The organism is Lentzea alba, assembly GCF_047445655.1.
GTDB lineage: Bacteria > Actinomycetota > Actinomycetes > Mycobacteriales > Pseudonocardiaceae > Lentzea > Lentzea alba_A.
Window position 1 is genome coordinate 11,518 of record NZ_JAJAEG010000006.1, and the last position, 15,564, is coordinate 27,081.

General features: G+C 69.6%; 1 protein-coding gene (only partly in view). It reads right to left on the reverse strand.

The features are described 5' to 3' along the window. Window positions 1-15,564: the 3' portion of a type I polyketide synthase gene (locus LFM09_RS11405; protein WP_414096336.1), read on the reverse strand. The gene runs 12,267 nt beyond the window's last position; only the last 15,564 of its 27,831 coding nucleotides appear in the window; the start codon falls outside the window, past its right edge — the gene reads right to left on this strand; the stop codon is at window positions 1-3.

The following is a 15,564-nucleotide window of genomic DNA, read 5'->3' on the forward strand; positions in this document are numbered from 1 at the left end:
CTAGTTCATGGCGTCCCCGATCGCCAGACGCAGGAGGGCTTCGCCGTCCATGTCGTCGATCGATTCCGCCTCGGCTGCAAGCACAACATCCGGAGCGCTGTTGTTTTCCCCACTCTCCTGGGCAAGTTGCAGCACCAGGTCGAGCAGGCCGGCCTGGCGCAGACGGCTGATCGGGATGGCGTTGAGCGTCTCCCGGATGTGCGCCTCCGGGTCGTCGGCCACGACCTCCCCGAACAGCTCGGAGCGGACGAACTGGGCCAGCGCGTTCGGCGTCGGGTAGTCGAACACCAGCGTCGCGGGCAGCGCCACGCCGGTGACCGCTTTGAGCCGGTTGCGCAGGTCCACCGCTGTCACCGAGTCGAAGCCGACGTCGCGGAACGCCCTCGACGGCCCGAACGCCTCCGCGCTCTCGAACCCGAGTGTCGCCGCGGCTTCCGTGCGGACGAGGTCGAGCAACGTCCTGGTGCGTTCCGCCTCGGGCAACGCCAGCAGCCGCTCCTTGAGCCCCGAATCTGTCGCTTCCGGCTCTTCCAGGGCCTTCTGGACGCTCGGGATGCCCATCAGCAACGGGCTCGGCCTGGACGCGGTGAAGCTCGGCGCGAACTTCTCCCAGTCCATGTTGGTGATCGTCAGCGACGTGTGGCCGTCCTCGACCGCCTGCTGCAGCGCGGTGATCGCGAGGTCCGGTTTCATCGTGTGGACGCCGCGCCTGCGCAGCTGTTCGGCGCCTTCCTCGTTCTCCGACGCCATGCCGGAGTCCGCCCAGGCACCCCAGGCGATCGAGGTGGCCTTGAGCCCCTGTGCTTTCCGGAAGTGCGCCAGGCCGTCGAGATAGGCGTTGGACGCGGCGTACGCGGGTTGCGCACCGCTGCCCCAGCTCGCCGCACCGGACGAGAACAGGATGAACGCGTCCAAGTCGCTCGTCAGCTCGTGCAACAGCCAGGCGCTCGTCATCTTGGCCTTCAGCAACCGGTCCAGCTGGTCGATGCCGAGGGTGTCGGTCGGCGCGTTGCCTTCGACGATGCCGGCCGCGTGCACGACGGCGCGCAGATCTGGGACGCTGTCGATCACCGCCTTGAGGCTCTGCCGGTCCGAGGCGTCGCAGGCCGCGAACGTGACGCGGGCTCCGAGCGCTTCGAGTTCTTCGCGCAGCTCTTGTGCGTTCGGCGCCTGATCACCGCGGCGGCTGGTGAGCAGCACGTGCTCGGCTCCGCGCCGGGCGACCCAGCGGGCGACGTGGCCGCCCAGCGCGCCGGTGCCGCCGGTGATCAGGACCGTGCCGCGCGGGGTCCACTCCTCCGGTTTGGGTGCGCGCTGAGCTGGGACGAGCCTGCGGCCGTACACGCCGGTGTCGCGGACCGCGAGCTGGTCCTCGCCGCCCGCGTTGGTGATCGCGGCGACCAGGCCCTGCTCGATCTGGCCGTCGATCGTCTCCGGCAGGTCGACCAGGCCACCCCAGCGGCGCGGCAGGTCTAGTGCGGCAACCCTGCCGAGGCCCCACAACGCGACCTGGCCGGGGTTGTGCACGGGGTCGGTCGGGCTCGTGGAGATCGCCTGTTTCGTGACCGCCCAGAACGGTGCGGTGATGCCGGCGTCACCGAGTGCCTGGACGAGCAGGACGTTCAGCGCGAGGCCGAGCGGGGTCGAGGTGAACTCGTCGTGCGGGGCGTTTTGGGTGCCGAGCAACGAGATCACGCCCACCGGTTCGATGCCGATCAGCTCGGTGGCGAGCAGTGCGCGTTCGGCTGTGGGCCTCACCGTGACCTTGACGAGGTCGTCGCCGAACGTGCTCGTCACCGCTTCGATCCACTCGTTCGTCTCTTCGGGAACGGCCGCGAGCCAGGTTCCGTTGATGCCGGTGGCCTGGACGCCGCGCAGGAGCTGCCACGAGTCGCGGTAGCGCCAGCCGTCCACAGTGGACTGCGTCTGCTGCTTCGCGCGCCACTCCCGCAGTGCCGGGAGGACGTGGTTCGCGTCGACGCCGAGCGCCTCGGTGAGGTCGCCGTTCTCCACGAGCTGCCAGAACGCGCTGTCCTCGGCGTTGACGGTCTTGACCCCCTTGGGCCAGAACCTGCTGCGGCTGAACGGATACGTCGGCAGGTCGATCTTGCGACCCGTTTGGCGCCACTGGACGTCGAGGCCAGCGACCCACGCCTCGGCGAGGCTCGTGGTGAACCTGCGGCGGTTGCCCTGGTCGCGGCGCAGCGAGCCGATCGTGACCAGCTCGGCGCCGTCCGCGTCGGCTGTGGCCTGCGCGGACATCGTGAGCACCGGGTGCGGGCTGGACTCGACGAACACGCGGTAGCCGTCCTCGATCAGCTTCCGCGTGACCGCGACGAACTCGATGGGCCTGCGCGCGTTCTCGTACCAGTAGCCGGCGTCGAGGGTCGCGGTGTCGATGCGTTCGGCCTTGACCGTCGAGTAGAACGCGATTTCGCTGGTGCTAGGCGTGATCGTGCCGAGCAGGGTCATGAGCTTCTCGCGGAGTGGCTCGACCTGCGGGCCGTGCGAGGCGACCGTGCTTGCCACCACTCGCGCGCGGATTTCCCTTGCCTGGCAAAGTTCCACGAACTCGTTGAGCTCTTTGAGCGCACCGGCGACCGTGCAGGCCGTGGGGCTGTTGATACCTGCGATCGACAGCGCCGGCCACTGCTCGATGAGCTTCCGGGCTTCCTCGACCGGCAGCGCTACTGAGGCCACCGCGCCGTTGCCGACGAGCTCGTCCGCGAACAGCTGGGACCGCAGCACCACGATCTTGGCCGCTTCGTCGAGGCTCAGCGCTCCGGCGACGTACGCCGCCGCGATCTCACCCTGGGAGTGGCCGACCACCGCGGCCGGCTCGACGCCGTTCTTCCGCCAGGTCTGGGCCAGCGACACCATGACCGCGAACAACGTCGGCTGCAGGATCTCGATGCGTTCCAGCAGCTCCGCGCCGCCCCTGAGCACTTCGGTCACGGACCAGTCGACGAGCTTGCCGATCGCTTCGTCGCACGCGGCCATGCTTTCCGCGAACGTCTCGTCCTCGTCCAGCAGCTCGACCGCCATGCCGTGCCATTGACTTCCCTGGCCGGGGAAGATGAACACCGGCGCACTCTCTTGCGCGACGCCCTGGACCACTTCGTCCCCGATGAGCACCGCTCGGTGGTCGAACACCGACCGCGTCGTGAGCAACGAGAACGCGATGTCCTCCTGCTTGCCTTCGAGCGCGCGCACCTGCTCGATGCGCGCCTTCAGCGACGCCGGCGACTTGGCCGACACGACCAACGGCACCGCCGCCACCTGCGCGCCCTCAACCGGTGCACCTTCGCCCAACGCACCCTCGGCCTGCGTGCCCTCGGCCTGCGCACTCTTGGCCAGTGCACCCTCGATCAGCGCATCCTCGCCCTGGATCGATCCGGGTTGGCTGGCCCCCTGGGGGGAGCTACCCCCCATCCCAATCATCTCAGGCAGGTCTGACAACTCCTGGCCAGCGGCAACCGGCGGGGCCTCCTCGAGGATCATGTGGGCGTTCGTGCCGGAGATGCCGAACGCCGAGACGCCCGCCCGCCGCAGGTGGCCGTTGGGCGACCACTCGCGGGCCTCAGTCAGCAGCTCGACCGAGCCCTCCGACCAGTCGACGTGCGAAGAGGGCGCGGAGACGTGCAAGGTCTGCGGCAGCACACCGTTCTGCAGCGCGAGCACCATCTTGATCACACCCGCGACACCCGCGGCCGCCTGCGTGTGCCCGATGTTGGACTTCACCGAACCCAACCACAACGGCGTCGAGCGGGCAGCCCCATAGGTGTTGATCAGCGCCTGCGCCTCGATCGGATCCCCAAGAGCCGTGCCAGTGCCGTGCGCCTCAACGGCGTCGACGTCAGCAACGGACAGACCAGCGTTCGCGAGAGCAGCACGGATCACACGCTGCTGCGACGGGCCGTTAGGAGCGGTCAGGCCGTTGGAGGCGCCGTCCTGGTTCACCGCCGAACCACGGATAACGGCCAGAACGGAGTGACCGTTGCGCACCGCGTCGGACAGCCGTTCCATCACGACCATGCCAACGCCCTCGGACCAACCAGCGCCGTCCGCGTCGTCGGAAAACGCCTTCGACCGGCCATCAGCCGCGAGAGCACCCTGCCGGGTCAGCTCGGCGAACGCGTAAGGCGTCGTCATGATGGTCGCGCCACCGGACACCGCGAGCGAGCACTCACCGGCCCGCAGCGCGGAAACCGCGAGATGCATGGCGACGAGAGAGGCGGAGCACGCGGTGTCGACCGTGACAGCAGGTCCCTCGAAGCCGAACGTGTAGGACAGGCGACCCGAGATAACCGAGGCCGCGAGACCCGTGGCCGCGTGTCCTTCCGTGTCCTCCGCCGACGACGTCAGCAGGGTCGCGTAGTCCTGGCCGTTGGTGCCGACAAACACACCGGTCTGCGAACCGCGCAACGACAGCGGGTCGACGCCAACGCGCTCAAGCGCCTCCCAGGTGGTCTCGAGCAGGAACCGCTGCTGCGGGTCCATCGCCATCGCTTCCCGCGGCGAGATCCCGAAGAACGCCGGGTCGAAGTCCGCGGTGCCGGCGAGGAACCCGGCCTCCCGCGTGATCGACGTCGACAGCACCGACTCGACGTCCCAGTCGCGGTCGACCGGGAACGCGCCCATGCCGTCACGTCCGTCGAGCAGCAGCTGCCACAGCTGTTCGGGCGTGTTCACGTCGCCGGGGAAGCGACACGCCATGCCGACGATCGCGATCGGTTCGTCGGCGCGCGCAACGGTGGTCTCCTCCGAAGCCGCGGAGCCACGCAGGTGATCCGCGAGACGGCGCGGCGTCGGGTAGTCGTAGACCAGCGACGCGGGCAACGTCCGGCCGGTCGCCGCCGACAGCTGGTTGCGCAGCTCGACCGCGGTCAGCGAGTCGAACCCGAGGTCGCGGAACTCCTTGTCCACCCCCACCGCGTGCGGTCCGGCGTAGCCGAGCACCGACGCCACGGCCGTGCGCACGGCGTCCAGCACATCACCGGTGAACGCAACCTTCTTCCGCGCCTTGGGCTTCGAAGGAAGGACCGCGATGGCCACGGTCGGCGCGTCCTCCGCAACCGCGCGCCACATCGACTCCACGGCCAGGTCCGGCCGCATCGTGATCGCGCTCAGGTCGGCACCCACGCCGTCCGCCATGCCGGAACCGGCCCACGCACCCCACGCGATCGACGTCGCGGGCACCCCCGCCGCTCGCCGATCACGTGCGATCGCGTCGAGCACGGCGTTGGCGGCGGCGTAGTTGGCCTGACCGGGGTTGCCCAGCGCACCGGCGACCGACGAGAACAGCACGAACGCGTCCAGCTCCAGCGAACGCGTCAGCTCGTCGAGCACCAGCGCGGAGGCGACCTTCGACCGGAACACGTCCGCGAACCGCTCCGGTGCAAGGCCTTCCAACACCCCATCGCTCAGAACCCCTGCGGTGTGCACCACGGCGTTCGGCGGATGCAAAGCCAAGAGCGAGGCAACAGCCTCTCGATCCGCGACGTCGCAAGCCACGACCTCGACGCCCAGCTCGTCGCGCAGCTCAAGAGCACCAGGCGCGTCGAGACCACGCCGGCTGACCAGCACGATCTTCTCGACACCGCGTTCCTTCAGGTCGCGGGCGACATGCGCGCCGAGCGCGCCGGTGCCGCCGGTCACGATGACTGTGCCGTGCGGCTCCCACATCACGTCGGCCGGCTGCGCAGCGTCGTAGCGCCGCGCGAACACGCCCTCGGCCCGGATCTCGACTTCGGCCTCGTCACCGGCCAGGACTCCCGCCAGCGGCGAGACGTCGCCGGTGATGTCGACCAGGCCGCCCCACTGCGCGGGCAGCTCCAACGCCGCCACCCGCCCGAGGCCCCAGACCGCGCTCTGTGCCGAGCTGGTCTGCGCGCCACGCGTCACCGCCCACACCGGAGCACTGACACCCTTGCGCGCCAACGACTGGATCAGCTCCATCGTCGCGATCACGCCGTGCGGCACACCGTTCGCGTCGACCGCGGAGTCCAACGCGAGCAACGACACAATCCCGTCGAACGGCGTCTCCGGAACCTCCTGCACCACGGTGCCGCCGACCGCCGTCGCGACCTCGCGGGCGAAGTCGTCCTCGGCGCCGAGGACGAGCCAGGTGCCGGAAACCGAGCCATGCGGCGTGATCCGCTCCCACGACTCCCGGTGCCGCCACGAGTCCACAGTGGACTTCGCGCGATCGACCGGAGCGACATCCAGCACAGTCGGCCAGTAGCGCTCGTGCTGGAACGCGTACGTCGGCAGATCCACCCGCCGCGCACCCGTGCCCTCGAACAGCGCGCTCCAGTCCACGGTCGCGCCGCCGACGTGCAGGCGGGCGAGCCCCGCGACGAACGCCTGCTCCTCACCGCGGTCCTTGCGCAGCAGCGGGATGCCGTCGACCATCGCCGACAGCACGCCATCGGGACCGATCTCCAGGAACGTGCTGCCGTCGAGCGCGCGCACTGTGTCGTGGAACCGCACCGCCTCCCGGACGTGCCGCACCCAGTACTCAGATTGTTGAACAGTCCCACCGGCCAACAACGGAATCGTCGGTTCGTTGAACGAAATGCCCGCGATGGCCGCGCGGAAGTCGTCCAGCATCGGCTCCATCAACGGCGAGTGGAACGCGTGCGACACCTTGAGCCGCTTGCTCTTCCAGTTCGACGCGATGGCCACCACTTCTTCCTCGACACCGGCGATCACCAGCGCCTTCGGCCCGTTGACCGCCGCGATCGACACGCCGTCGGTCAGCAGTGGCGTGACCTCGTCCTCGGCGGCCTCGATCGCGATCATCGCGCCACCGGCCGGCAGTGCCTGCATCAGCGAGGCGCGCGCGGAGATCAACGTGCACGCGTCTTCGAGGCTGAACACTCCCGCAACGTGAGCCGCGGCGATCTCGCCGATCGAGTGCCCGGCGAGGCGGTCCGCCCTGATCCCGAACGACTCCGCCAGCCGGTACAGCGCGACTTCCAGCGCGAAGATCGCGGGCTGCGCGTTGCCGGTCTGGTTCAACGCCTCGGCGTCATCTCCCCACATGATCGACCGCAACGACGGGTCGAGGTGCGCGAGCACGGCGTCGAAGGCGTCCGCGAACACCGGGAACCGCTCGTACAGCTCACGTCCCATGCCGAGCCGCTGCGAGCCCTGCCCGGTGAACAGCAGCGCCAGGTCGCGTTCCGCGGCCTCTCCCCTGGCGATCTCGACGCCGTCGGCGAGCACGACCCGGTGCTCGAACGCGCTGCGCGACACGGCCAGCGAGTAGGCGAGGTCGAGCTGCGAGGCGTCAACCGAACCGAGTCGTGCCAGCTGATCAGCCAGTGCCTCCTCGGACCGCCCCGACACCACGAGCGGTACCACCGAGGCGGTTGTCGTTGCCGTCGGGACCACCGCGGTGAACTCCGGCGCCTCCTCGATGATCACGTGCGCGTTCGTTCCGGAGACACCGAACGACGAGACGCCGGCGCGGCGCGGGTGACCGTTCGGAGACCAGTCGCGGCGCGAGGTGAGCAGCTCGACGTTGCCGGTCTGCCATTCCACATTGGACGAAGGGGCGTCGACGTGCAGGGTCTGCGGCAGCACACCGTGCCGCAGCGCCATGATCATCTTGATCACGCCGGCCACACCACCGGCCGACTGCGGGTGGCCGAGGTTCGACTTGATCGAGCCGAGCAGCAGCGGGGTCTCGCGGTTCTGACCGTACGTCGCGAGCACGGCCTGCGCCTCGATCGGGTCGCCCAGCGTCGTACCCGTGCCGTGCGCCTCCACCGCATCCACTTCGGACGGTTGCAAACCCGCGTTCGCAAGCGCTTGCCTGATCACGCGTTGCTGCGACGGGCCGTTCGGCGCGGTGAGGCCGTTCGACGCGCCGTCCTGGTTGATCGCCGAACCGCGCAGCACGGCGAGCACCTCGTGGCCGTGCCGACGCGCGTCCGACAACCGCTCCAGCAGCACCACACCGGCGCCTTCCGACCAGCCGGTGCCGTCCGCGGCCTCGGCGAACGCCTTGCAACGCCCGTCCGGCGCGAGCCCACCGGCCGCGGTGAAGGCGGAGTAGGCGTTGGGCGTCGTCATGACCGCCACACCACCGGCCAGGGCCAGGTCGCACTCACCGTTGCGCAAGGCCTGCGCAGCCCAGTGCATGGCGACGAGCGACGACGAGCAGGCCGTGTCGATCGTGACCGCCGGGCCTTCCAGCCCGAGCAGGTAGGAGATGCGGCCGGACAGGACGCTGGCCGAGAAAGCGGTCGTGGCGTACGGGCCGGTCTCCTCCAGCGACCGGTTGAGCAGCGACTCGTAGTCCTGGCCGGTCGTGCCGACGAAGACACCCGTCAGGCTGCCTTTCAAGGAGATCGGGTCGATGCCCGCGCGTTCCAGGGCCTCCCAGGACGTTTCGAGCAGCAGGCGTTGCTGCGGGTCCATCACGACGGCCTCACGCGGCGAGATTCCGAAGAAGCCCGCGTCGAAGTCGGCGACGGCGTCGAGGAAGCCGCCCTCGAACGTCGAACTGGCGAGCCGGTCCAGGTCCCAGCCGCGGTCCGTGGGGAATCGCGAGATCACGTCACGGCCTTCGAACACCAGCTCCCACAACGCTTCCGGGGTCGTGACACCGCCGGGATAACGGCAGCCGATGCCGACGATCGCGATCGGGTCGTCGGTGACCTGAGTAGCCGCGCGGACCTCGATCAGTTGCGTGCCACCGAACAGTTCGTCACGCAGGTGCTGCGACAACGTGGTCGCCGTCGGGTAGTCGAAGACCAACGTCGCAGGCAGTGCGAGGCCGGTCGCGGTCTTCAGGCGGTTGCGCATCTCGACCGCGGTGACCGAGTCGAAGCCCAGCTCGCGGAACGCCCTGCCGGTCGGGACCTGGTCGCTTTCCGCGTAGCCCAGCGTCTTCGCGGCTTCGGCACGGACCAGGTCGAGCAACGCGCGGTCGCGTTCCGCCTCGGTGAGCTTGGCCAGTCGTTGCTTGAGCTCCGACTCCGCCACCGGCTCCTCAGCGAGTGCCTGGCGCACCTCGGGAATGCCGGTGAGCAGCGGGCTCGGGCGTTCGGCGGTGAAGCTCGGCGCGAACTTCGCCCAGTCGATGTCGGTGACGGTGAGCTGGGTCTGGTCGTCGGCGACGGCCTGGCGCAGCACCTTCATCGCGAGCTCCGGCGGCATCGAGCCGATGCCGATCCGGTGCAGCGCCTCGTACATGCCGTGATCGGCCGCCATACCGGCTTCCGCCCAGGCACCCCACGCGATGGAGGTCGCCTTGAGGCCCTGCGACCTGCGCAGGTGTGCGAGACCGTCGAGATAGGCGTTGGCGGCGCCGTACGCGGGCTGGCCACCGCTGCCCCAGCTCGCCGCGCCCGACGAGAACAAGATGAAGCGGGCCTGCGGGGCCAGCTCGTGCAGGTGCCGAGCTGCGGTGATCTTCGTGTCGAGCAGCGCCGTGACGTCCTCGTAGCGCAGCTCGTCGATCGGCGCGTCACCGGTGCCGATGCCCGCCGCGTGCACGACCGTGGTGAGGTCGTCGATGCTCGCGAGCAGGTTTGCCAGCGCTTCCCGGTCCGCCGCGTCGCACGCGGCGATGGTGACGCGTGTGGTGTCTTCCAGCTCTGCCTTGAGTTCTTGTGCGCCTGGAGCGTCGAGACCGCGGCGGCTGGTCAGCACGACGTGGTCGGCGCCGGCCTCGGCCATCCAGCGGGCGACGTGACCGCCGAGCGCACCGGTGCCGCCGGTGATCAGCACCGTGCCGGTCGTCCGGAACTCCGGGCCGTGCTGGGCGTTGGTGCGGATCAGGCGGCGTGCGAACACGCCGTTCTCCCTGATGGCGACCTGGTCCTCGGCGCCGGTCAGCACGGCCGCGAACCGTTGCGCGGCCTTGCCTTCCAGCTGCTCCGGCAGGTCGATCAGGCCGCCCCAGCGACGTGGCAGGTCGAGCGCGGCGACGCGGCCGAGTCCCCAGATCGCGGTCTGCGCCGGGTCCACGGTCTCGTTGCCGACGGCGACGGCGTTGCGCGTGACCGCCCAGATCGGTGCCGTGACACCGGCTTCGGCCAGTGCCTGGACCAGCGTGATCGTCGCCCGCAGGCCGGTCATCGCGATGACGCCGTCGATGGTCTCGGGCAGGCTTTGGACGAGATCCGAGCGGCTGATCTGCTCGTCGACGTCGATGTGTGCGGCGTTCAGGGCGTTGATCACGTCCTGGGCTTCGGTGCCGGACGTGACGACGAGCCACGTTCCGGCGGGCGCGCCGGTGACCGTGATCGGGGTCCACTGGTCGCGGTACCGCCAGGTGTCCATTGTGGATTCGGACTTGCGGCGGCTGCGCCACTGCGCGAGCGTTTGCGCGACGTCCCGTTCGACGCCGATGTCCTCCAGGCCGCCGTTGTCGACGAGCTCCCAGAACTCGGCGTCGACAGGGTCGGAGGTGTCCTTGACCAGCGGCTCCGGCCAGAACCGCTGGTGGTCGAACGGATACGTCGGCAGCGCGATCCTGCGGCCGCCGGGGTGCTGCCACCGGACGTCGAGCCCGGCGACCCACGCCTCGGCGAGACTCGCGGTGAACCTTTGTTCGCCGCCCTGGTCGCGGCGGAGTGAGCCGATCGCGACGATCTCCGTGTTGACCACTTCGGCGGTCTGCTGCGCGGGCAGCATCAGGACGGGGTGCGCGCTCGACTCGATCAGCACGCGGTGGCCGTCCTGCACGAGCCTTTGGACGACCTCGGCGAAGCTGACCGGCTGGCGGGCGTTCTGGAACCAGTACTCGGCGTCGAGCGTCGCGGTGTCGATCTTCGCGCCGGTGACGGTCGAGTAGAACGGAATGCTGCCGGTCTGCGGCGTGATGTCCGCGAACAGTTCCAGGATCTGGTCGCGCAGCCGGTCGACCTGGGCGCAGTGCGAGGCGACCGTGCTGCCGATCACGCGGGCCCGGATGTCCTTGGCGACCAGGCTCGCGACGAACGTCTCCAGCTCCGGGATCGCGCCGGCGACCGTGCAGGCGTTCGGGCTGTTGACGCCCGCGATCGCCAGCTCCTGTGGCAGCAGCTTCTCTACTTCACTAGCGGGCAACGCGATGCTCGCGACCGCGCCGTTGCCGACGAGCTCGTCCGCGAACAGCTGCGACCTCTTGACCACGATCTGCGCGGCCTGGTCGAGGCTGATCGCGCCGGCGATGTAGGCGGCCGCGATCTCGCCCTGGGAGTGCCCGACGACCGCCGCGGGCTCCACGCCGTTCGCGCGCCACGTCTGGGCGAGCGAGATCATGATGGCGAACAGCGCGGGCTGCAGGATCTCGATGCGTTCCAGCAGGTCCGCGTCGCCTTTCAGCACGTCGATGACGGACCAGCCGACGTGCGCCGCGATCGCGCGGTCGGCCTCGGTCATCCAGCGCGCGAACGTCTCGTCCTGTTCCAGCAGGTCGACCGCCATGCCGTGCCACTGCGACCCCTGGCCGGGGAACACGAACACCGGCCCTGGGTTCTGCACTGTTGTGCCCTCGACGACCTCGTCACCGATGATCACCGCGCGGTGGTCGAACCGGCTGCGCGCGGCCAGCGAGAACCCGACGTTCACCGGATCCGCGCCACGCTCGACGAGCGCCTTGATCCGCTCGACCTGAGCCCGCAGGGAGCCGACAGACTTGGCCGAGACCGGCAGCGCGACCGGCGCCACCTGCGCAACCGACCCGGCCTGCGCGACCGACCCCACGTCCGGAATCGATCCCGATTGGCCGGCCCCCTGGGGGGAGCCACCCCCCATCCCAATCATCTCAGGCAGGTCTGACAGTTCTGGCGAGCTCGGAGCCTCCAAGATCACGTGCGCGTTCGTGCCGGAGATGCCGAACGACGACACGCCCGCGCGGCGCGGACGTGAGACGGCGGGCCAGTCGCGCGACGAGGTGAGCAGTTCGACGGCCCCCGCGTCCCACTCGATGTGCGAGGACGGCGCGGAAACGTGCAGGGTCTGCGGCAACACGCCGTGCCGCAACGCCATGATCATCTTGATGACACCGGCAACGCCCGCCGCCGACTGGGTGTGACCGATGTTCGACTTGATCGACCCCAGGTACAGAGGCTCGGCGCGCTCCTGGCCGTAGACCGCGAGCAAGGCCTGAGCCTCGATCGGGTCACCCAACGAGGTGCCCGTCCCGTGCGCCTCCACGGCGTCGACGTCCAAAGGCGACAGGCCAGCCGAGGCAAGAGCAGCGCGGATGACCCGTTGCTGCGAAGGACCGTTCGGGGCGGTCAACCCGTTCGAAGCACCGTCCTGGTTGACCGCGGTGCCCTTCAGGACCGCGAGAACGTTGTGGCCAAGACGCAGAGCATCGGACTGCCGCTCCAGCACGAGCAGCCCGACGCCCTCGGAGAACCCGGTGCCGTCCGCGCCCTCGGAGAACGCCTTGCACCGCCCGTCCGACGAAACGCCACGCTGCCGCGAGATCTCGATGAACGTGGCGGGCGTCGACATGACCGCGACACCACCGGCGAGCGCCAGCGACGACTCCCCCGTGCGCAGCGACTGAACCGCGAGGTGCATCGCGACCAGCGAAGACGAGCAGGCAGTGTCGATCGTGACAGCCGGACCTTCGAGACCGAGCACGTAGGACACCCGGCCGGACGCGACCGACGGCGACGACCCGGTGCCGTGGTGGCCCTCGAACTCACCGCCGAGCAGCTGCGCGTAGTCGTTGTACATGACGCCCGCGAACACCCCGGTGTCGCTGCCGCGCAACGAAACCGGGTCGATCCCGGCACGTTCGAATGCCTCCCACGCGGTCTCCAGCAGCAACCTCTGCTGCGAGTCCGTCGCGAGAGCTTCACGCGGAGACATCCCGAAGAAGGCCGGGTCGAACTCGCCCGCGTCGTGCAGGAAGCCGCCGAGCCGCGTCGCCGAGGTGCCGATGTCGTTGCCGGAGAACAAGGTGCCGAGGTCCCAGCCGCGATCGGACGGGAACTCGGAGATCGCGTCCGTGCCGTCCAGCACCAGCTGCCACAGCTCTTCCGGCGTCGTGACCCCACCAGGGAACCTGCAGGCCATGCCAACGACGACGATCGGGTCGTCGTCCAGAACCGCCCGCGTGGCAACGACTGAGCTCTCCGCGCCGAACAGTTCGTCGCGCAGGAACGCCGCCAGCACCGCCGCGGTCGGGTAGTCGAACACGAGCGTCGCCGGCAGCCGCAACCCGGTGACCGCGGTGAGGCGGTTGCGCAGGTCGACGGCGGTCAGCGAGTCGAACCCGAGGTCCCGGAACGCCCGCCCGGCGTCGAAGCTCTCCAACGCGAGCACCGCGCTGACCTGCGTCCGGATCAGGTCGAGCAGCGCGTCGAGGCGCTCCGTCTCACCCAACGGCCGCAGCTTCGCGGCGAGTCCGGTCGCCGCGTCCGACCCGGCGACCGTGCGCCGGGCACGGGTGCGGATCAGGCCACGCAGCAACGCGGGTACCTCCTGTGCCCGCAACGTCGCGAGATCCAGGCGCGCGGGCAGCAACACCGCTTCACCGCTCGCGACCGCCGCGTCGAACAACGCGGTGCCTTGCGAGGGGGTGATCGGCGGCATTCCGGCGCGCACCAGGCGTTCCCGGTCGGCGTCCGTCAGCGAACCGGTGAGACCGACCGTTGCCTCCCACGTGCCCCAGGCCAGCGACACGGTGTTCGGCCGATGCTGAGCGAGTGCGTCGAGGAACGCGTTGGCCGCGGCGTAGTTGCCCTGGCCGGCGCCGCCGAGAATCCCCGCCGCGGACGAGAACAACACGATCCTGGCTTCGGGCAGCAACTCGTGCAGGTGCCAGGCCGCGTCGACCTTGGGACGCAACACGGTGTCGAACTGCTCCGGCGTCAACGACTCGATCACGCCGTCGTCGAGCACCCCGGCGGTGTGCACGACCGACTTCGGCGTGTGCTTCTTCAGCAACCGTTGCAGTGCCTTGCGGTCACTGACATCGCACTTGACGACCTTGACGGCCGCGTCCACCTCCCAGTCGGGCTTCCGGCCGCTCCGGCTGGCCAGGATCAGCTCGGTGACCCCGTGCTCAGCCACCAGGTGCTGCGCGATCACGCCGCCAAGCCCGCCGCCACCGGTGATCAGTACCGGGCTCTCCCACGTGATCTCCTGCACTGCAGCAGCACGCGCGAGGCGCGGCACCAACAGCCGGCCATGCCTGATGCGCAGCTGCGGCTCGTCCGCGGCAAGTGCCTGCGGCAGCACGGCGTCGTCGTCGATGTCGGCCAGCACGAACCGGCCGGGGTGCTCGGTCTGCGCCGACCGCACCAGCCCCCACACCGCCTGCCCGGCCAGATCTCCTTCACGGGTAACAAAAGCGAGCCGCTCTGTGCGTTCGCCGGAGATCCATTCCTGGAGTTTGGCCAGCACACGGATCGTCAACGCCCGCGTCGACTCGATGACGTTGCCGTCGCCGACGACGTGCTCCGTGACGACGTTCTCCGCAGCCTCGGACGGCAACGGGGTGGGCGTCCACTCGATCCGGAACAACGAGTCGCGGTCGACCTCGTTCTGCGGCAACGCAACGGGCCGCACGACGAGTGACTCGACCGTCGCCACCGGCTGGCCGGCGGTGTCGGCGAGGGCGATCTCCATCGAATCGCCGTTGGAACGCAAGTGAACCCGCAGCTCCGTCGCGCCGGTCGCGTGCAGCGACACGCCTTCCCACGAGAACGGCAGCCCGGCACCGTCCTTCGCGAGCAACGCAGCATGCAGTGCGGAGTCAAGCAAAGCCGGATGCAGCCCGAAGCCCGTGGTCTCGCTGGACGTCGCGACCTCTGCATAGACGTCGTCGCCGTCGCGCCAGACTGCGCGCAACCCCTGGAACGCGGGCCCGTACTCGAAGCCCATGTCCGCGAACCGCTCGTAGGCCCCTTCCACGTCAACACTTTCCGCGCGCGGCGGCCAGTTCGTGGCGTCGAAGTCGCTGGTAGCGCTGCCTTGCGAGAGCGTTCCCGAAGCATGCTCGGTCCACGGCGCGTCGTCCTCGGTGCGCGAGTAGATCGTGAACGGGCGCCTGTCGCCCTCACCTCGGACCACAACCTGCAGCTGCACCGGCCTGTCGAGCACGAGCGGCGCGGAGATCGTCAGCTCGTCGAGCGTGTCGCAGCCGACCTCGTCACCGGCCCGGATAGCCAGCTCCACGAACGCCGTGCCGGGCAACAGAACCGTGCCGTTGACGGCGTGATCCGCGAGCCACGGGTGTGACCGCGTCGACAGCCGGGACGTGAACAGCACGTCGTCCGCTCCGGCGACGCTGACCGCCGCGCCGAGCAACGGGTGCTCACCCGGCCGCACCTGCCCGGACGGCCAGAACCGCCGCCGCTGGAACGCGTACGTCGGCAGGTCGACCAGCTTGCCGCCGCGGAAGTCCCACGTGACCTTGAGTCCGTTGACATGCGCTTGCGCGAGCGCGGTGAGCAGCTGCTTGTGGCCACCTTCGTTGCGCCGCAACGTTCCGAGCACCACGGCATCGGTGTCCGCCGCGGTCTGCTCGACGCCGATCGTCAGCACCGGGTGCGCGCTGGGTTCGACGAAGAACCGGAAGCCGTCGCGCAGCAAGGCGTT